Raw genomic sequence first — 19,268 nt, 5'->3', positions numbered from 1 at the left:
ATTTTTCAGTGAACATCAGATTCGGAGTTAATCCGGAGTCAGGAGATAAACAGCCAGAGCGTGGTAAATAACCATAACCGGCAGGCGGTTAACCGTCTGCCGGAATAATTGATATTTGTCCGTTACGTTCAAGAATAGCAAATTTAATTTTTTCGATCTGATAAATGCCATGATTTTGCCTGGCGACCAGCATAATATCGTCCGTAGAGACGTTAACCTTTTTTATCTTACTGTCGATGGGCGTGCCATTTTCAACCAGCACAACCGGTGCGCCATCTAATAGTTGTTCAGCGCGAGAAAAGCGTTTTTTCATAAAACCGAACAGGATGTCGACGACAATTAATGTCACAATGGTGAGCATCGCGCCGGTCACAGAATAATCAGTTCCCAGCAGCGCTTGTTGTGTTGCCTCACTGATGATCAATAATAAAATCAGGTCGAAACTGGTCATCTGCAACAGCGTTCTTCTCCCTGCAATTTTGAATACAATCAACAGGATGAGATATATCGCTATCGCTCTGAACACCATTTCCATAGCATCTCCTAGGGATAGACCAACTGGTTGTAGGTTATTTCGGGTTCGCCGTTGACCTTAACCGTGCTGGTGACATAACCTGGTTTTCTCGGTGTAATGGAAAGCCACAACGAAAGTGGAGGCGGAAAATCAGCGGTGTTATAAATTAAATATAGCGTGCCGCCGTGACTGTACATGCTGTCCGGCTCAGGCCGAATATCACCCACTTGATAAGTATTCAGCAGTGAATCACCAACACTGACGATATAACGATCGGCATGAATCCCCTGAATCACGATATTTATTTCGGATTCACTCATTAATCGTGCAAAACGATCATAATTAACATCGAGCGTGTGGGCGGTATTTTGTTTGCTGGCAGAACTAAGCAGTCCGTTTGAGAAAACTCCTAATAAGGCAGCAAAAATGACAGCCAGCAGAAAAAGAACGCCAAAGCGATTAACATTATATTCGAAGTTGAGGGCGCTGGCGCTTTCCTCAACACGAGGATCTTCCTTATCTTGTTGTTTCATACATAAATATCTCGCTGACCAATTATTTATAAAAATGCTTTGCTGCCGGGTAGCGCTATTCTGGCAGAGACAATTATGCGAACTAATGTTTGTAAAAATTAAAAATAGCAACCAGGCTTAATAAGTCAAGGCAACGGATAACGTGGAGGAATGCGTGAAAAAACTATTACTGTTGGGATACTGTTTGCTCATGATGCAAAATGGCTATGCAGCGGAAACAGCAGGGGGCTTAAAAAACGATGCCGCACCGCCTCCACCCCATAAGATGGAAGACGGCTACCGTGGTACGGAAGATGAGCACGTCATGACCGTCAAATTTGCTAAAACGATGCATGACGGGGCGACAATTTCACTGCGCGGTAATCTGGTCAAACATCTGGGCGACGATCGCTACGTTTTCCGCGATAAAACCGACCACATTGAGGCGATTATTCCCGCTGCGGTGTTTGATGGCCGGGAGGTGCAGCCCGACCAGTTGTTAAGTATCAACGGCAGTCTGGATAAGAAAATGACGCCGCCGATCCTGCGCGTCGACCGCCTGCAAAAATAGTCGTTACCTCCTGGCGCCTTGCCGTCAGGAGGTAATACCACTAAATACATTCAGTAAAGAAATGAAAAGGTTTTGAGTAAAATGTGGCGTTATGCTACAAATTAAGCGTGTTTAACTACCGAGGACAATTTTCATCCGCAATGACGAGAAGCAACACCGCGGATAATTGTAATTTTATGGACAATATGTTCAGGACGTTATTTTTTACCCACTCTGTTACGCTTTCCTCCTCCTTTACTCATTCTCTGGGTGAGCAGCACTGGCGCACCGCGCTATAGTCTTTTTTCCTGCCTGAGCAGACGTTTCACGTCTGACTAAATCTTATCGAATTATTTTCGGTTCGCGCTAAGTCGCTAGCCGTCAAGGGATATATTCTCTGCAGGAGAAAAAAGATGTTTTACTGGATCTTATTAGCATTCGCTATTGTTGCCGAAATCACAGGGACGTTGTCGATGAAATGGGCAAGTATCAGTGACGGCAGCACCGGTTTTATTTTAATGCTGGCAATGATCACCCTTTCCTATATTTTCCTGGCGTTTGCTGTGAAAAAAATCGCCCTCGGTGTGGCCTATGCTTTGTGGGAAGGGATTGGTATTTTGCTGATCACGTTATTCAGCGTGCTGTTATTTGATGAAACACTGACGATGATGAAAGTGGCCGGTCTGTCGACGCTGGTTGTGGGGATTGTGCTGATTAAATCAGGCACCCGCAAAGCGGCCGCGCGGAAAAAGGAGCCAGGCCATGCAACAGTTTGAGTGGATCCACGGCGTCTGGCTGGCGCTGGCCATCGTGCTGGAAATTCTGGCTAACGTGTTTTTAAAGTTTTCCGACGGTTTTCGTCGCAAAACCTATGGCATCCTGTCCCTGGTCGCGGTGCTGGCGGCGTTCAGTTCTCTGTCGCAGGCGGTGAAAGGGATTGATCTTTCTGTTGCCTACGCCCTGTGGGGCGGGTTTGGTATCGCCGCGACGCTGGCAGCGGGCTGGGTGCTGTTTGGCCAGCGACTGAACGGCAAAGGCTGGGCTGGCGTCATCCTGCTGATCCTCGGCATGGTAATGATAAAACTCGCCTGATGTGATCGCTGTCCGTATTTATGGGCAGCGAAATTTAACGGCTGTATTACGCTTAACGGAAACAACAGGAAATTTTTTCTGGCCTCTGTCTGTATGAGGGTAGTGAATGCTCAATTCGTTAAAGTGGCGTAATATTACTACCGCACGGACGCTTTTTGTCATGATCCTTATAGCCGGGACCGGGCTTGTCGTTTCTATTGTTGCGTTGCTTTATCTTTCTCTCCATCTCATCAGTTCTAAAACCAATGAAATAGATGAACGCCGTACAACACTCGCCGTCCAGGGGGCCATTCAGAGTTCGGTTAATCGCGTGCTTTCGCTGGTTATCGATAATGCCATCTGGAACGATGCCGTACGCAAAATATATTCTCCGGTGCTGGACAACGCCTGGTTATATGAAACCTGGGCGGGTAGTTATAAAGTCAACAATCTGTATGACGGCACCTTTGTGCTCGATCAGAATTTCAAATTGCTGTGGGGATCATTTCGCAGCAAGCCATTTACGGATACCAACATACGCTTTTTAGGGGATGGCCTGCAGTCTATTATTCGCCTGCATGGTGACGAACTGAAAAGCGGAAAAAATATCTACGCCGGGATCACCAAAACAGGCGCTGGCGTCGCTATTGTCGGGATCGGTCTGATTCGGCCGATGACCGGTCGGCTGCAGGTTTATGACAACACCCGTCGCTATCTGGTGATAACCCGCCATATTAATGCCGCAAATCTCAAAGAGCTGGGAAATATCTTCCAGATTAATAATCTCAACATGACCGCCGGGAAAAACAGCAGCTTCAGCGTGCCGTTGCGTACTGCCAATGGCGCTGTCGTGGGTTATCTCAACTGGCGTCCGCGGCTGCCGGGTGCGGAGGCAGCAGGCGCCGCGTCCGCTGACATCCGTCATATTGTGTTGCTGGCCGCCGGGTTAATTGTGTTGTTCATCCTCTTCAGTGGTGTGGGGCTGTTCAGGCTGGCACGCAACGAAAAGTACGCGCGGGATATTGCACTGACGGACTGGCTCAGCCGCTTACCGAACCGTCGCGCGTTGATCGAACGGCTGGAAGACGCGCAGAACCCGGATAACAACGAAATCAAAACCGTGGTCTTTATCGATCTCGATGGATTTAAAGACGTCAACGATGTGCACGGTCATGATGTGGGTGACGAGCTGATTATTCACATCGCCCATACGTTGCAGGCGATTGTGCCACCAGGCGGCATGCTGGCGCGACTGGGAGGCGACGAGTTCGCCATGACCCTCGAAGGCGAATACTCAGAGGCACAGGCGTCGGCCTTTGCCGGGCGCGTGCTGGAGCGCCTTAACGCGCCTGTCCGACTGGGCGATCGCACCATTTATATTGGCGCCAGCATCGGTATCGCCAGCGGTTCGCCAGCGGACTGTCTGCGCTCCGAACTGTTCCGGCGCGCGGATATCGCGATGTACCATTCCAAGATCACCGGCAAAGGACGGATCACCCATTACGACGCCGAGCTGAACAGCGCCCGTGAATACCAGTTGATGATTGAAAACGACATTCGCCTGGGGCTGGAAAACGACGAATTTGACGTCTGGTATCAGCCGATCGTTGATGCCCGTACGCAGACGACGATCATCGTCGAGGCGCTGGTACGCTGGCCACGGCGGCCGAAAGGGGAACTGAAACCGGATGAGTTTATTGGTATCGCCGAAACCGGCGGGCTAATTTATTCGCTGGGACAATTTGTCTTACGCCGCGCCTGTCAGGATTTGCAACCGCTGAATGATCTCCGGTTGTCGGTGAATATTTCCCCGGCGCAGTTTCGCGATCCTGGATTTGAAGAGAAGGTGGCGGGCGTGCTGATTGCCAGTCGTTTTCCCGCCTCGCGTCTGCAACTCGAAGTAACAGAAACCTACGTACTGGAAAACCCTGAGCGCGCCCGCACGGCGATCCTCAACCTGAAAACCCTCGGCACCACGGTGGCGCTGGATGATTTCGGCACCGGCTATTCGAGCCTCGGCTATCTGCGGCGTTTCAGCTTTGATACCGTCAAAATCGATAAATCACTGGCGGGTCTGGTGACGGAAGATGAGCAGGCGGCGGCGCTGGTGAGTGGCGCGATCCGCGTCGCCAGTGCACTGGGAATGACCGTCATTGCTGAAGGCGTGGAGACGGAAAAACAGCTGACGATGCTGCGTCTGGCGGGGTGTGACTTGTTGCAGGGATTCTACTTCAGCGAGCCGGTACCCATCGCCTCGCTGCTGCAGTTGCATCAGCAACAAGGCCAGGAGGGCTAAGGCGATTCGTTTGCCAGCGCTTCCAGTTTGTCGTGAAAACCGGTGACGGAGATGGCGCGGTTGTCGGCGCGCCAGCGATCTTTCGCCGCCGGTGCCGAGCTTTGCACGCCAATCACCTGCCAGCCGGAATCCGTTTTCAGCAGCAGCGGAGAGCCGCTGTCGCCGGGGAGCGTGTCACACTGATGTGACATCACGGACGTCTGCGCCCAGCCGGTGACAATACAATCCTGATGGCTATAGAGATCATCGATATGATCGAGAGGATAACCGGACTGCGTCACCTTGCGGTTGTTCGCTTTCAGGGCGGCAATCAGCGCTGCTTTGTTGCCCTCGAACAGCGGCAGTGGGGTGATGCCTGATGGCGAATAGTTCAGCACAATCAGGCCATAATCCCAGGGCGCGGCGGAGGACGGCACAATCCAGCCATCGCCATCGGCTTTCAGACGACGACCCAGTGAGGGTTCAACGCGTCCTTCGATACCATGAATTTCATAGCGCCAGACGCCTTTTTGCGACACAAAGCGCAATGCGACGGCTTTATCGGGCTTTGCGTCGGGTGGTGTCAGCAGGCAATGACCGGCGGTAAGTGCCAGTCGTGGTGAGATAAGTGTTGCGGTACAGAGGTTCCCGCTTTCGGTTTCCAGTTGACCGATGGCGTCCCAGGGGGCGTCGGCTGGATGGGTGACGCGTATCCTGTCGTCCTGCCCGAAGAAAAGCGTTTTCACATCGCTCGCACTGATACTGTCATCATCGGGACTATCGGCGTGGGCGAAAGTACAAAACAAGCAAAGCGATCCCAGAACAGGTACTACGAATTTGTGCATATCTCACTCTGATGGGGCAATTAGAATTATTAAAAGTGAACCCAATGAAATAACTATAGACGGGACAGCGGAAAAGGGGGAGTAAAATCAGCGTGCTACATTCAGGATAAGAAAAATCTCGTCGCAACAAGCGCGCAAATAATCAGCAGAATAAGGATGAGCTCAAATCGATAGCGCCGCAACATCATTGCTCTCCAGAAAAAAACGGCGCTGAACCAGCGCCGATTTATTACACAGGAATGTACGACCAGACGAGATTATGCGGCTGGTTTTGCTGCCGGTTTAGTGGCTTCGTGTTTCACGTGTTTTTTATGTTTTTTAGCGGCCTGCGCTTTCTGTTCTACCGGTTTGGTCGCTTCAGCTTTTGCGGCTTTTTTGTGGTGTTTTTTAGCAGCCTGCGCTTTCTGAGCTGGCGCTGCTTTTTTGTGTTTTTTGTGATGCATCGTTTTTGCCGGAGCAGCCTTAGCGGTAGTAGAGGCTGTTGCAGCAGGTGCTGCCGGAGCCGCAGTAGAGGTTGCAGTGTCAGCCGCGAATGCAGCGGAAGACAGACCCATAGCAGCGGCAACAACCAGAGCTAATACTTTATTCATTCTGATACCCTCGAAATTAGTTTCTTCATTTCAACCCCACTGCGGGGCCGTTGAAGAAACTATATCCCTGTGTTTAAAGGCTTTCCGTGAGTGATTGGTATCGGCGTGTAACCATTTGTACAACGCCGGGAGCAGGCTCCCGGCGCGGATTTCAGAGGTAACGGGCGGTGAGGTGCTGGCGGAAATAACGGCTGTTGAGATCTTCCCCGGTGGCCTGCTGAATCAGTTGCGAGGTGCTGAAGCGGCTGCCGTGCCGCCAGATGTTCTGCGAGAGCCAGCCAAACAGCGGACTGAAATCTCCCCGGGCGAGAGCGTCATCAAGATCCGGCAGCGCCGAGCGCGCGGCATTAAACAGTTGTGCGGCGTACATCGCGCCCAGTGTGTAGGACGGGAAATAACCGAATCCGCCGTCGGTCCAGTGAATATCCTGCATACAGCCGTCGCGGTAATTACCTTTGGTGGAAAGCCCCAGCCAGGACTGCATTTTCTCATCCCACAGGGCGGGGATGTCATCCACCTCAATGTCGCCATCAATCAATGCCCGCTCAATGTCATAACGAAGGATCACATGGGCCGGATAGCTGACTTCATCGGCGTCAACGCGAATAAAACCAGGCTTCACGCGCTGGTTCCACGCCGTGAAGTTATCCAGTTCAAACGCGGGCTGCATGCCAAAGTGCTGGATGACAACTGGCAGCAGGTGTTGCAGGAACGCCTTGCTGCGACCCAACTGCATTTCAAAGAACAGGCTTTGCGATTCATGAATGGCGGTGGAACGGGCGAGCGCGATCGGTTGCCCCGGCCAGTGGCGAGGCAGATTTTGCTCATAGCGTGCGTGACCGGTTTCGTGGATCACGCCGAACAGGGCGCTCAGCAGTTCATTTTCATTGTAACGGGTAGTGATGCGCACATCTTCCGGCACGCCGCCGCAGAACGGGTGCGCACTGACGTCCAGACGACCGTGGTCAAAATCAAACCCCAGCATCCGCATCACTTCCAGCCCGGCCGCGCGCTGTTTTTCTATCGGGAACGGGCCCTGTGGCGCCACCAGTGACTGACGGGACTGTTTCTCCACCGCCTGTGCCAGCAGATCCGGCAGCCAGGATTTGAGGTCGGCAAACAACACATCCAGCCGGGCGCTGGTCATGTCCGGTTCGAAGATATCAAGCAGTGCGTCGTAGCAGGAAACGCCTTTAGCCTCCGCACGAATGCGCGCCTCTTCGCGGCTCAGTCTGACCACTTCTTTCAGATTTGCCGAGAAACCCTGCCAGTCATTGGCCGGGCGCTGCGTGCGCCACGCATGTTCACAACGGCTGCCCGCCAGCGATTTCGCTTCTACCAGGCTTTCCGGTAGCAGGGCGGCCTGATAATGCGCCCGCGCCATTTCCCGCAGGTTGGCCTGCTCGTCATCGTTCAGATCTTCCTGCTGCGCCGCATTGAGCCATTGCGCGACGTTTTTATCTGTCAGGATCTGATGCTGGAGTACGCCGAGTTCGGCCAGCGCTTCGCCACGCGCCGCACTGCCGCCCGGGGGCATCATCGCGAACATATCCCAGCCAGCGATGGCCGAAAGATGCGAGAAACGGGAGAGACGAAGGAAAGTGCGGGTGAGTTGTTGGTAGTTTTCGTTTTCCATAGTGCCCTGAAGTGCGTTGTGAATGAGTGGGGTCACTATTACATGCCTGGCGGCGAGGGAAAAGGATTTGCGGGAATTATGTGGCCCCTGAACAGAGCCACGATAAATGTTAATGCAACCGCTTATGCAACGAAGCACCCACCAGCAACGCCACAACCAGTATTGCCGCGATGAACCCGCCGACGCCATTCCAGCCGTAGTTATGCCAGAAAACGCCGCCGAGGGTACCGGCGATACTGGAGCCCAGATAGTAGCTGAACAGATACAGTGACGATGCCTGCCCGCGGGCACGGCGGGCGCGTGGGCCGATCCAGCTACTGGCGACCGAGTGCGCAGCAAAGAAACCGGCAGAGAACAGCAGCATGCCCGCAAAAATTAGCCACAGGGAGGAAAACAGCGTCACCAGCAAACCGGTGAGCATCACGGCGATACCGAACAGCATCACCGGGCCGCGGCCATAGCGCGCGGTCATCGCGCCTGCTTTTGGCGAACTCCATGTGCCGGTGAGGTAGGCAACAGAAAGTAAACCCACTACCGCCTGGCTCAGTGACCACGGCGACATCATCAGGCGATAGCCGATGTAGTTAAACAGCGTGACGAACGCCCCCATCAGCAGGAAACCTTCAAGGAACAACAGCGGCAACCCGCGATCGCGCCAGTGCAGACGGAAGTTGATAAACAGCGTTTTGGGCCGCAGCGACGTTGGCCTGAAATGGCGGGAATCGGGCAATATTCGCCAGAACATCAGCGCGGAGGCGAGGGCGAAGCAGCCGATGACGGCCATCGCGATACGCCAGCCCATGAAATCGGTAAATACCCCGGTCAGCAGACGTCCGCTCATTCCGCCGATAGAGTTACCGCTGATGTACAGCCCCATCGAGAACGCCACAAAGCTGGGGTGGATCTCTTCGCTCAGGTAGGTCATGCCGACCGCGGCCACACCGCTCAGTGACAGACCAATCAGCGCACGCATGATCAGGATGCCATGCCAGCTGGTCATCATCGTGGAGAGCAGCGTACAGCAGGAGGCCAGCAGCAGCGCGGTGACCATCACCGGTTTGCGGCCGATCGCGTCAGAGAGCGGGCCGGTAAACAGCAGGCCTATCGCCAGCATCGCCGTGGCAATCGACAGTGAAATACTGGTACTGGCAGGTGAGATGCCAAACTCATGCGACAGAATCGGCAGAATTGGCTGCACGCAATAGAGCAGGGCAAAGGTCGCCAGACCGGCAGAGAAAAGAGCGAGGGTAACGCGCATAAACTGTGGCGTTCCTCGCCGGATAAATTCCGTTGGCTGAGATGCTGGTGCTTCGCTGACGTCGCCAGCCGGGGCGGTGTCAGCGGTAGTAGTACGACTCACAATAGATCCTTGCAAAAACGAGCGATTCATCACACGTCAGAACGACGCAACACCAGAGTAGGAAATTGTAAATATTCTGTCTAATATATTAATAATCTCAAATGATACTTTTTACCTATGAATATCGAACTGCGTCATCTCCGCTATTTCGTTGCCGTTGCTGAAGAGTTGCATTTCGGCCGCGCGGCCGCACGGCTGAACATTTCTCAGCCACCATTGAGCCAGCAAATTCAGTCGCTTGAGCAGCAGATCGGCGCACGCCTGTTTGCCCGTACCAACCGCAGCGTGAGTCTGACAGCCGCCGGGAAACAGTTTCTGGCGGACAGCCGGCAAATCCTGAGCATGGTAGAAGATGCCGCCTCGCGCGCCGAACGACTCCATCAGGGCGAGACAGGGGAACTGCGCCTCGGGTTTACGTCATCGGCTCCCTTTATTAAGGCGGTTTCTGACACGCTGTCGATGTTTCGCCAGCATTACCCGGATGTCCACCTGCAGACACGTGAGATCAACACCCGCGAACAGATAGCGCCGCTGAATGAAGGAACGCTGGATTTGGGGTTGATGCGCAACACGCAACTGCCGGACACCCTGGCGTGGCAGATGATCCTGCGTGAACCGCTGCTGGCGATGATCCCGCGCGTGCATCCGCTGGCGCAGCAATCATCAGTCAGCCTGTATGATCTGGCGAAAGAACCGTTTGTTTTTTTCGATCCGCATGTGGGAACCGGGCTGTACGACGACATTCTCGGTTTGATGCGGCACTTCGGTCTGACACCAGTGATTACCCAGGAAGTGGGCGAGGCGATGACGATCATTGGACTGGTCGCGGCGGGGCTTGGCGTGTCGATTTTACCGGCATCGTTTAAGCGGGTGCAGTTGCATGAAATGTGCTGGTTGCCGATCACCGAAAAAGAGGCGGTATCAGAAATGTGGCTGGTGTGGTCCAAACATCACGAACTGAGTCAGGCGACGGAACGATTCAGGCAACACCTTATTCATGTGGCGAATACTTAATAATTCTGCTGAATCGGGGTTAAAAATGTGCAGTAAATCACAAGGCTAAGTAAATATTTGACGACCGCTATTGAAGTGCTTCACCATAGTCCACAGTTTATTTCGAAGCGCGAAAATAAGGGAGAGAGTGGTGGTAGCCGATAGTCAGCCAGGGCATATTGATCAAATAAAGCAGACGAACGCAGGAGCGGTATATCGCCTGATTGATCAGCTCGGTCCGGTTTCGCGTATCGATCTCTCCCGGCTGGCGCAACTGGCTCCGGCCAGTATCACCAAAATTGTTCGCGAAATGCTCGAAGCGCATCTGGTGCAGGAGACGGAAATCCAGGAGCCAGGCAGCCGTGGCCGACCCGCTGTCGGGCTGATGGTAGAGACAGAAGCCTGGCATTATCTGTCACTGCGGATTAACCGTGGCGAGATCCATCTGGCGCTGCGTGATCTCAGCAGTAAGCTGGTGGTGGAAGAACAACTGCCGCTGCCATTGCAGGATCCCACCCCGTTTCTGACCCGCATCATCACCCACATTGACCAGTTTTTTATCCGTCATCAGCACATGCTGGAACGTCTGACGGCTATCGCCATCACCCTGCCGGGGATTATCGATACCGAAAACGGCATTATCTATCGGATGCCGTTTTATGATGACGTAAAAGAAGTGCAGCTCGGCGAAACGCTGGCGGAGCACACTGGTGTACCGGTATACATTCAGCACGATATCAGCGCATGGACCATGGCCGAATCGCTGTTTGGCGCCTCGCGTGGCGCACGTGACGTGATTCAGGTGGTCATCGACCATAACGTGGGCGCCGGGGTGATCACTGACGGACGACTGCTTCATGCCGGTAGCAGCAGCCTGGTGGAGATTGGCCATACGCAGGTCGATCCCTACGGAAAACGCTGCTATTGCGGCAACCATGGTTGTCTGGAAACTATCGCCAGCGTGGAGAGCGTACTGGAACTGGCGCAGGTGCGAATGAACCAGTCAATGAGTTCCATGTTGCATCAGCAGCCGCTGAGCGTGGACTGGCTGTGTCAGGCAGCGCTGAAAGGGGATCTGCTGGCGAAAGACATCATTAGCGGTGTCGGTACTAACGTCGGGCGCATTCTCGCGATCATGGTGAATTTGTTTAACCCGCAAAAAATATTGATCGGCTCGCCGTTTAACCAGGCGGCAGAAATTCTTTTCCCGGCAATAACCGATTGTATCCGCCAGCAATCCTTACCCGCCTACAGTCGGCACATCGCCGTGGAAAGCACGCAATTTTCCAACCGTGGCACGATGGCCGGGGCCGCGCTGGTAAAGGACGCCCTCTATAACGGATCTTTGCTCATTCGACTGTTACAGGGTTAACAATTTTTCATAGTTCAAGAAAAATTGCGCTATCTCAATCTGTCCCATTCTGGCATCGCGTAGACTTTCCCTGATATTGAATAATTACCTTTCTTGATATTTTACCGGCATAACTGTGGAGTTAGTGATGCTTAAGCGTTTCTTTGTAACGGGAACTGATACTGCGGTCGGGAAAACGGTCGTTTCTCGCGCACTGCTGCAGGCGCTGGCTGCCAGTGGCAAAAGCGTCGCAGGGTATAAACCGGTTGCGAAAGGCAGTAAAGAGACGCCAGACGGGCTGCGCAATAAAGACGCGCTGGTGCTACAAAGCGTCTCCACGCCAGAATTGCCGTATGCGGCGGTCAATCCGCTGGCTTTCAGCGAAGAGGAAAGCAGCGTTGCGCACAGTGGCCCGATTAATTATTCGTTGCTGTCGAACGGGCTGGCGCAGTTGAGCCAGCAGGTTGAACACGTCGTGGTGGAAGGCACCGGCGGCTGGCGCAGCCTGATGAACGATTTGCGTCCGCTTTCTGAATGGGTAGTCCAGGAACAACTGCCGGTCATACTGGTGGTGGGGATCCAGGAAGGGTGCATCAACCACGCGCTGTTAACGGCGCAGGCGATTGCCAATGATGGCCTGCCGCTGATTGGCTGGGTGGCGAATCGCATCAACCCGGGGCTGGCGCATTATGCTGAAATCATTGAAGTCCTGAGTAAAAAGCTTCCCGCACCGCTGATCGGTGAACTGCCATATCTGCCTCGCGCCGAACAGCGCGATCTGTCGCATTATGTCGATGTGTCCATTCTCGGCAGCGTGCTGGCGGTTGACCGCGTTTTCGCGTAACACCGTAAACCACCGGGCAGCGTTCTGCCTGCCCGGCAACTTCCCTTCATTCACTCTTTTATTGTAGATGTTCGTGACGTTGTCACGAATTACTGTGCATCACTTGTACGGGTGTAGAGAATTTTAAAGGTATCGTTAGCACAGTGGCCAACCACCTGCGAGCCTGCCTTATCTGCCTGATCGTTCGGGACGATATCAAGGGTGAATCCAGTCTCCGGAACGCCGTTGTTGATGATCTTCTGTGCGATCTCGTCTTTGACACGTTCGCAGGAATCGGGGGCCGCCAGCGCGGGCGCGGATGCTGCAATCAATAAAGCCAGTAACCATTTTACAGATTTCATGTTCGCCTCCTTGTGTTGGATAGTCTTCAAAGGATAGCAGAGTGAACCTGTCGTAGGGCGATGTTAACAACGTTGCCGCGATGACTGTTCGAAAGCGGGGTTTAGTTGTTACTATTGACGGGAGAATTCTCCGAACAGGAAAAAAGCGTGAAGAAATTGCTGATGATGGCGCCAGTGACGCTGATTTTAGCGGGTTGTGATAATTCGTCGACGCCAGCGGCTTTTACCCCGGAAATGGCGAGCTTTTCCAGCGAGTTTGATTTTGACCCGCTGCGCGGCCCGGTGAAAGATTTCAGCCAGACGCTGATGGACGCGCAGGGAAAAGTGTCGAAATACGTGACCGGCAAAATGTCGGAAGAAGGGTGCTTCGACCTGCTGGAGTTTCATGACCTGGAAAAGAACACCGGCGCGTCGCTGGTGCTGGATGCCAACTATTATCTTGATGCTATCTCGCAGAAAAAATTGTTGCGGCTGCAGGGGAAGTGTCAGCTGGCGGCGTTGCCCGCTTCAGGCGTGACATGGGACACCGATGACAACGGGTTTGTCGTTTCCGCGAGCGGAAAAGATATGCACATTACCTATCGTTACGACAGCGATGGTTATCCGCTGGGGAAAACCACCGACGTGAAGAATGAGCATCTGTCGGTGGTTGCCACGCCGTCAAAAGACAAGCGTAAAAAGATGGATTACACCGCCATCAGTACGTTGAATGAGCAGCGGGTCGGCAACGTGAAGCAAAGCTGCGACTACGATCACCACGATAACCCCATCAACTGTGATTTGCAGATTGTTGACGAAAGCGTAAAACCGCCAGTAACGCGGCATTACACCATCAAAAACAATATTGAATACTACTGAGCCGTTGGTTTCAGCAGCGAGTGACCGGTTTTATGCGCGGAAAGATACTGTTGCTGGAAAATACACATCCGGATGGTGTTGCGGTATTCACCATTGATGAAGAACTCATGGATGAGTTCTCCTTCCACCATAAAGCCCAGTTTGCGGTAGATGTGAATGGCTTTCTCGTTTTCTTTATCGACGATTAAATAGAGCTTGTAGAGATTCAGGACGGTAAAGCCGTAGTCCATCGCCAGTTTTGCCGCTCTCGACGCCAGCCCTTTGCCCTGATATTCCGGGGAAATAATGATCTGAAATTCGGCGCGGCGGTGAACGTGATTGATCTCGACCAGTTCAACCAGACCGGCGTTCTCACCATTGCACTCCACCACGAACCGACGCTCGCTCTGATCGTGGATGTGTTTGTCGTACAGGTCAGAGAGTTCGACGAAGGCTTCGTACGGCTCTTCAAACCAGTAGCGCATGACGCTGGCGTTGTTGTCGAGTTGATGAACAAAGCGCAGGTCTTCGCGCTCAAGCGGGCGTAGCTTGATAGTCCAGGCGTCAGCCATGAAAAATCCTTACTGTGACAACGAGTAAAAAGGGTGCCGGAGTCGGCACCCGTCGGGATTATGGGTTGATCGCGCGGCCGGTTGAACGATCGAGGCAGCGAAGGGTATTAGGTTCCCAGTAGGCATTCAGGTTGGCGCTCTGCTCGCATTTATCGCGGGCATCAAACGCCACATCGGCTTTATCGAACTCTTTTTCAGCGCGTTTATTCACTTTCTGGCGTAACGAGCGGGTGTCTCCCCACTGTTCTTTTTGCATCGCCGCTTCCTGACGGCTCAGCGCGCTGTCACCGGATTCAATAACCAGTTTGTTGGTTTCGGCAAAAGAGGAAGTCGTGTACCCGAGGGCACCCAGCGTCAGCATTGCCGCAAGGCACAGGCGTTTGCTAAGCGTAATTTTCATTGCGGTTTCCTTTGGTGATGAATGCGGTTAATCCCTGTGCAAAGTTTACAACATTCTCGCCAGAAAACGCAGTAGTTAATGTCAGACAGCGCATCACCGCTGGGCCGGGAAGGGTGGCAGAGAATCTGAAAAATAATCCAGGGCGATGTCATTTTTGTGATCAATATACTTGTATGGTAGTAGGCAAATGCATAAAGTTTCGGCATTAACCGCTGAGATGTAAGGATCGAAAAAAATGAAAATCGTTGGTGCTGATGTTTTTGTCACCTGCCCGGGTCGTAACTTTGTCACACTGAAAATCACCACCGAGGACGGCATTGTCGGACTGGGTGATGCCACGCTGAACGGGCGCGAGCTGTCGGTGGCATCCTATCTCAAAGATCACCTGTGTCCGCAGCTGATCGGCCGCGACGCGCGGCGCATCGAAGATATCTGGCAGTTCTTCTATAAAGGCGCGTACTGGCGCCGCGGGCCGGTCACCATGTCCGCCATCTCGGCGATTGATATGGCGCTCTGGGATATCAAAGCGAAAGCCGCCAACATGCCGCTTTACCAGTTGCTGGGCGGGGCATCGCGTGACGGCGTGATGGTTTATTGCCACACCACCGGTCATACCATCGACGACGTGCTGGATGATTACGCGCGCCATAAGGAGATGGGATTTAAAGCGATCCGCGTGCAGTGCGGCATTCCGGGGATGAAAACCACGTATGGCATGGCGAAGGGGAAAGGGCTGGCTTACGAACCGGCAACCAAAGGCGCCTGGCCGGACGAACAACTGTGGTCGACGGAAAAATACCTCGATTTCACACCGAAACTGTTCGAGGCCGTGCGCGAAAAATTTGGTTTCCACGAACATCTGCTTCATGACATGCACCACCGTCTGACGCCGATTGAAGCCGCGCGCTTTGGCAAGAGCATCGAAGATTATCGCCTGTTCTGGATGGAAGATCCGACCCCGGCGGAAAACCAGGAATGCTTCCGCCTGATTCGCCAGCACACCGTGACGCCGATTGCCGTCGGGGAAATCTTTAACAGCATCTGGGATTGCAAACAGCTTATCGAAGAGCAACTGATTGACTACATCCGCACCACGCTGACCCATGCGGGCGGGATCACCGGCATGCGCCGCATTGCTGATTTCGCCTCACTTTACCAGGTACGTACCGGTGCGCATGGTCCTTCTGACCTGTCGCCAGTCTGTATGGCCGCCGCGCTGCATTTCGACTTGTGGGTGCCGAACTTTGGCGTTCAGGAATACATGGGGTATTCCGAACAAATGCTGGAAGTATTCCCGCACAGCTGGACCTTCGATAACGGCTATATGCATCCGGGCGACAAGCCGGGCATCGGCATCGAATTCGATGAAAAACTCGCCGCGAAATATCCCTACGAACCCGCCTGTCTGCCCGTTGCCCGTCTTGAAGACGGCACGTTGTGGAACTGGTAAACCGGAGACGATCATGAGCTTTATCAATGACAGCTTTATGATTAACAACGCGCCAGGTGTGAAACTGTATTGCGATATCGCCCGAGCGCTGCCAATTATCGATTTCCATTGTCATCTGGATGCGAAAGAGATTTACGAAAATAAAGCCTTCGACCATATTACCCGGCTCTGGCTGGCGGGGGACCATTATAAATGGCGTGCAATGCGCGCCAATGGTATCAGCGAAGATTTTATTACCGGCAATGCCAGCGCGGAGGAAAAATTCCGCGCGTGGGCGGAGACGGTAGAAGCCTGTTTTGGTAATCCGCTATATCACTGGACGCATCTGGAGCTGAAATTTTATTTCGGCATTGACCAGACGCTGAACCGGAATAACTGGCACGAAATCATGTCGCAATGTAATCGTCAGTTAGCCAGTGATGATTTTAAACCGAGAGGGTTAATTACCCGCTCGAACGTGGAAGTTATTTGCACCACCGATTCACCGCTGGATTCGCTGGAATATCATCGTCTGCTGCGTGATGACGCTTCATTCCCGGCGAAAGTCCTGCCGACGTTCCGCCCGGATGACGTATTTGAAAACGATCCGCAGCGCTTTGTTCAGTTTATTGAAAAATTAAGCGCCATGACCGGGCAGAATATCGTTTCGCTGGCGGATTTCAGCCAGGCGATTGAAAAACGAATTGACTGGTTTCATGAATCCGGCTGCCGTATTTCCGACCACGGCCCGCTGGCGATGTGTTTTCGTGATGCTGAACCCGGTGAAGCCGAACGCCTGTTTACCCGCAAACGGGCCGGTGAAGCGCTCTCTTCAGCGGAGCAGGATGTGCTAACCAGCGCGCTGTTCCTGATGCTTGCCCGCCACTACAAGGCGCGGAAATGGGCCATGCAAATTCATTTTGGCGCCATTCGCAATAATAACAGCAGGATGCTGAAGGCTGTCGGTATTAACAGCGGATTCGACTCCATAAATGATCAAACCGATCTGGCGGCGAATCTGAATCAATTTCTGGATGCACTGGCGAAACGCAACGAGTTACCGAAGACCATTCTGTATAACTTAAACGCCAGCTATAACGATGTGGTTGCCTCGACCATCGCCAATTTCCAGTCAGCGGAAGAGGGTGTGAAATCGCCCATCCAGTTTGGATCGGGATGGTGGTTTAACGATACACGTCGTGGAATGGAGAACCAGTTAAATACCCTGGCTGATCAAGGTTTGCTGATGAATTTCATCGGAATGCTGACGGATTCCCGCAGTCTTATTTCTTACACCCGTCATGACTATTTCCGCAGAATATTATGCAACCTGATCGGTGACTGGGTCGCCCACGGTGAAATTCCTGACGACCGGGAGATATTAACCCGGATGATTAAAAATATTTGTCACGATAACGCCAGTCATTACTTTAACTTTTAACGACTTATCCGATGGGGTAGAACAACTATGTCCCGTACAAACAAAAAAATCACCATTCCCGTTAGTATCGGTTATGGCCTGACAGACATTATGGGTGGTGGCGCATTCACGGTTATTGGCGCCTGGCTGTTATATTTCTATACGACATTTGTCGGTCTTTCTCCGGTTGAAGCGGCCTCAATTGTGGCGATTGCGCGTATCGTCGATGCGATCGTCAGCCTGTTTATGGGAAGCTTTACCGATCATTTCTATAAAAACTATCTGGGTAAAAAATTCGGCCGTCGTCGTTTCTTCCTGCTGATCGGCGCACCGCTGATGCTGGTCTACGCCTTGTTGTGGGTCGAAGGGATGAACTACGCTTTTTACCTTGCGGTCTATCTGGCGTTTGAAATCATCGCCGCAATGGTGCTGATCCCATGGGAAACGCTGCCATCTGAGATGACCCGCGATTTCAACTCGCGGACCAAACTCTCCACCTGCCGCATGTTCCTTTCCGCCTCAGGGACCTTCCTGGCGACCTTTATTCCAGGGCTGCTCATCAATTACTTTGGCGAGCACAACGCTAATGCCTATCTGATCAACGGCATTGTCTTTGCGGTGCTGTTCATGCTCTGTGTGCTGGTCTCCTGGAAAGTCACCTGGGAACGCGAGTTAACACCGGAAATGAAAGCGGAGCTGGAAAACTCGCGCACCTCCCGCACGCTGAACGAAAAACTGGCGGCCTTTGGCGGACTGTTTAAAGAATATGCCTCGACGCTGAAAGTCAGAGCGTTCCGGAAGCATCTGGCTATCTATCTTTTCTCATTCACCGGAAAAGATGTTTATAACACGGTCTTTGTCTTCTTCTGCGTCTACTGCCTGAATGTATCATCGTCGCTGGCCGGTACGCTGCTGTCGATGAGTATCGTCGGTTTACCGGTCACGCTCGCGGCAGGGGTCGCCATTATCAAATATGGCCCGTCACGACTCTACATTTTTGCCTACAGCCTGATGATGCTGTGCCTGGGTGGTTTCTTCCTGGTTTACCAGTTCCCGACTGATAACAAAGTCATGCTGCTGGTGATCCTCGCCGGGGTCTACCAGGTCGGGCGTTGTGTACTGGAATTTACTCCGTGGAACGTTTTCCCGTTCATTCCTGATATTGATGAAATGATCACCCGCCAGCGTCGTGAAGGGCTGTTTGCGGCGGTGATGACATTCTCGCGGAAAACCACGGTTGCTATCGCCACGTTTGTTGTCGGTCTGCTGTTGCAAAGCGGTGGTTTTGTCAAAGGCAGCCAGGTGCAGCCACAGGAAGCCATTAACACCATCGCCATGCTGTTATTCATCGGTACTGCAGGTCTGTTGTTGATTGCTCTCTGGCAGGCATTGACTTTCCACCTGAACAAACGCACTCACAAGATTTTTGTCGATGAAGTGGAACGTCTTAAAGCGCATGGTCTGAAATCCGACGTTACCGCCGAAACACGCCATATTGTTGAGGATTTGACCGGCTACAACTACGACAAACTGTGGTGCAGTGCAACGCAGCAGGCGAGCCCGGAAGTCAAACAGGCCTCCACGCTGAGCTGAATGGCGAAATAATGGCTGGGTTGCCAGACGTGTAACGGTCGTGGTGTCACACAACTTTAAAATGATGTTATACCACTTACCAATAAATTAACGTAAGTCAAAACACCGACGAAAACACTCGTTAATCTAGTATGG

Annotated in this window: 22 protein-coding genes; 12 read left to right on the top strand and 10 right to left on the bottom strand. The window is 52.8% G+C overall.

Going from position 1 to position 19,268, the window contains the following annotated elements:
* Window positions 1–88 precede the first annotated feature (88 nt).
* Both AOY23_RS13695 and AOY23_RS13690 read right to left on the bottom strand, forming a co-directional pair.
* On the bottom strand, window positions 89–535 hold the full coding sequence (locus AOY23_RS13695; RefSeq protein WP_054180163.1) for a DUF421 domain-containing protein: 447 nt from the start codon (window positions 533–535) through the stop codon (window positions 89–91).
* An 8-nt stretch (window positions 536–543) separates the two neighbouring features.
* On the bottom strand, window positions 544–1,047 hold the full coding sequence (locus AOY23_RS13690) for a hypothetical protein (protein WP_054180162.1): 504 nt from the start codon (window positions 1,045–1,047) through the stop codon (window positions 544–546).
* Window positions 1,048–1,201: 154 nt separating this feature from the next.
* Here AOY23_RS13690 and AOY23_RS13685 point away from each other — a divergent pair, with 154 nt between their 5' ends.
* The 5 genes from AOY23_RS13685 (at window position 1,202) to AOY23_RS13670 (ending at window position 4,943) form a co-directional block, all read left to right on the top strand.
* Window positions 1,202–1,597 carry a YdeI family stress tolerance OB fold protein gene (locus tag AOY23_RS13685; RefSeq protein ID WP_072171004.1) on the top strand — a complete coding sequence of 132 codons (396 nt, stop codon included), beginning with the start codon at window positions 1,202–1,204 and terminating at the stop codon, window positions 1,595–1,597.
* Window positions 1,598–1,704: 107 nt separating this feature from the next.
* Window positions 1,705–1,875, top strand: a complete 171-nt coding sequence (locus tag AOY23_RS23305; protein WP_456154870.1) for a protein YdgV — start codon at window positions 1,705–1,707, stop codon at window positions 1,873–1,875.
* Window positions 1,876–1,989: 114 nt separating this feature from the next.
* Complete coding sequence (gene mdtJ, locus AOY23_RS13680; protein ID WP_054180161.1) at window positions 1,990–2,352, top strand: multidrug/spermidine efflux SMR transporter subunit MdtJ; 363 nt, start codon at window positions 1,990–1,992, stop codon at window positions 2,350–2,352.
* A complete protein-coding gene (gene mdtI / locus AOY23_RS13675) occupies window positions 2,339–2,668 on the top strand; it encodes a multidrug/spermidine efflux SMR transporter subunit MdtI (protein WP_054180160.1) in 330 nt (109 codons plus the stop codon). Before mdtJ ends, mdtI begins: the two co-directional genes overlap by 14 nt.
* Before the next feature lie 106 nt (window positions 2,669–2,774).
* On the top strand, window positions 2,775–4,943 hold the full coding sequence (locus AOY23_RS13670) for a bifunctional diguanylate cyclase/phosphodiesterase (RefSeq protein ID WP_054180159.1): 2,169 nt from the start codon (window positions 2,775–2,777) through the stop codon (window positions 4,941–4,943).
* On the opposite strand, the gene AOY23_RS13665 is transcribed toward AOY23_RS13670, so the two are convergent.
* The 5 genes from AOY23_RS13665 to AOY23_RS13650 all read right to left on the bottom strand — a co-directional run bounded on the left by AOY23_RS13665 (window position 4,940) and on the right by AOY23_RS13650 (window position 9,353).
* A complete protein-coding gene (locus AOY23_RS13665) occupies window positions 4,940–5,767 on the bottom strand; it encodes a trypsin-like serine peptidase (RefSeq protein WP_054180158.1) in 828 nt (275 codons plus the stop codon). The two genes, AOY23_RS13670 and AOY23_RS13665, sit on opposite strands and share 4 nt — an antisense overlap.
* Window positions 5,768–5,868: 101 nt before the next feature.
* Window positions 5,869–5,952: a small membrane protein YdgU gene (gene ydgU / locus AOY23_RS23300; protein WP_456154869.1), complete on the bottom strand. Its 84-nt coding sequence runs from the start codon at window positions 5,950–5,952 to the stop codon at window positions 5,869–5,871.
* Window positions 5,953–6,024: 72 nt separating this feature from the next.
* Window positions 6,025–6,357, bottom strand: coding sequence for an acid resistance repetitive basic protein Asr (gene asr / locus AOY23_RS13660; RefSeq protein WP_054180157.1), 333 nt, complete (start codon window positions 6,355–6,357; stop codon window positions 6,025–6,027).
* Window positions 6,358–6,508: 151 nt separating this feature from the next.
* Window positions 6,509–7,993: a carboxypeptidase M32 gene (locus AOY23_RS13655; protein WP_054180156.1), complete on the bottom strand. Its 1,485-nt coding sequence runs from the start codon at window positions 7,991–7,993 to the stop codon at window positions 6,509–6,511.
* A 109-nt stretch (window positions 7,994–8,102) separates the two neighbouring features.
* The gene (locus AOY23_RS13650) at window positions 8,103–9,353 is read right to left on the bottom strand and encodes an MFS transporter (protein WP_054180155.1); all 1,251 of its coding nucleotides are present in this window, start codon (window positions 9,351–9,353) and stop codon (window positions 8,103–8,105) included.
* A gap of 117 nt (window positions 9,354–9,470) precedes the next feature.
* On the opposite strand from AOY23_RS13650, the gene AOY23_RS13645 reads away from it, so the two are divergent.
* From AOY23_RS13645 to bioD, 3 genes are all read left to right on the top strand, one after another.
* Entirely contained in the window at window positions 9,471–10,367 is an 897-nt protein-coding gene (locus AOY23_RS13645) for a LysR family transcriptional regulator (protein ID WP_054180154.1), read from the top strand.
* Between the two features lie 130 nt (window positions 10,368–10,497).
* Entirely contained in the window at window positions 10,498–11,718 is a 1,221-nt protein-coding gene (gene mlc / locus AOY23_RS13640) for a sugar metabolism global transcriptional regulator Mlc (RefSeq protein WP_054180194.1), read from the top strand.
* Window positions 11,719–11,845: 127 nt separating this feature from the next.
* Complete coding sequence (gene bioD, locus AOY23_RS13635) at window positions 11,846–12,541, top strand: dethiobiotin synthase (protein ID WP_054180153.1); 696 nt, start codon at window positions 11,846–11,848, stop codon at window positions 12,539–12,541.
* An 89-nt stretch (window positions 12,542–12,630) separates the two neighbouring features.
* Here bioD and AOY23_RS13630 read toward each other — a convergent pair whose 3' ends face one another.
* Window positions 12,631–12,882 carry a DUF1161 domain-containing protein gene (locus AOY23_RS13630; RefSeq protein ID WP_054180152.1) on the bottom strand — a complete coding sequence of 84 codons (252 nt, stop codon included), beginning with the start codon at window positions 12,880–12,882 and terminating at the stop codon, window positions 12,631–12,633.
* 147 nt (window positions 12,883–13,029) lie between these two features.
* Here AOY23_RS13630 and AOY23_RS13625 point away from each other — a divergent pair, with 147 nt between their 5' ends.
* Window positions 13,030–13,740 carry a YnfC family lipoprotein gene (locus AOY23_RS13625; protein WP_081005604.1) on the top strand — a complete coding sequence of 237 codons (711 nt, stop codon included), beginning with the start codon at window positions 13,030–13,032 and terminating at the stop codon, window positions 13,738–13,740.
* Here AOY23_RS13625 and speG read toward each other — a convergent pair.
* Both speG and AOY23_RS13615 read right to left on the bottom strand, forming a co-directional pair.
* Window positions 13,734–14,291: a spermidine N1-acetyltransferase gene (gene speG, locus AOY23_RS13620; protein WP_054180151.1), complete on the bottom strand. Its 558-nt coding sequence runs from the start codon at window positions 14,289–14,291 to the stop codon at window positions 13,734–13,736. The two genes, AOY23_RS13625 and speG, sit on opposite strands and share 7 nt — an antisense overlap.
* Window positions 14,292–14,349: 58 nt before the next feature.
* A complete protein-coding gene (locus AOY23_RS13615) occupies window positions 14,350–14,691 on the bottom strand; it encodes a DUF1283 family protein (protein WP_054180150.1) in 342 nt (113 codons plus the stop codon).
* A gap of 235 nt (window positions 14,692–14,926) precedes the next feature.
* Here AOY23_RS13615 and manD point away from each other — a divergent pair, with 235 nt between their 5' ends.
* From manD to AOY23_RS13600, 3 genes are read left to right on the top strand one after another with little or no spacing between them, the layout of a single operon-like run.
* Window positions 14,927–16,141 carry a D-mannonate dehydratase ManD gene (manD, locus tag AOY23_RS13610; protein WP_054180149.1) on the top strand — a complete coding sequence of 405 codons (1,215 nt, stop codon included), beginning with the start codon at window positions 14,927–14,929 and terminating at the stop codon, window positions 16,139–16,141.
* Window positions 16,142–16,154: 13 nt separating this feature from the next.
* Window positions 16,155–17,561, top strand: a complete 1,407-nt coding sequence (gene uxaC / locus AOY23_RS13605; RefSeq protein WP_054180148.1) for a glucuronate isomerase — start codon at window positions 16,155–16,157, stop codon at window positions 17,559–17,561.
* A 27-nt stretch (window positions 17,562–17,588) separates the two neighbouring features.
* A complete protein-coding gene (locus AOY23_RS13600) occupies window positions 17,589–19,133 on the top strand; it encodes an MFS transporter (protein ID WP_054180147.1) in 1,545 nt (514 codons plus the stop codon).
* Window positions 19,134–19,268: the final 135 nt, after the last annotated feature.

The sequence above is a fragment of the Trabulsiella odontotermitis genome, assembly GCF_001297775.1.
Classification (GTDB): Bacteria; Pseudomonadota; Gammaproteobacteria; order Enterobacterales; family Enterobacteriaceae; genus Trabulsiella; species Trabulsiella odontotermitis.
Note: the sequence above shows the minus strand (reverse complement) of the source record. Positions and strands in the feature narration are given on the sequence as shown.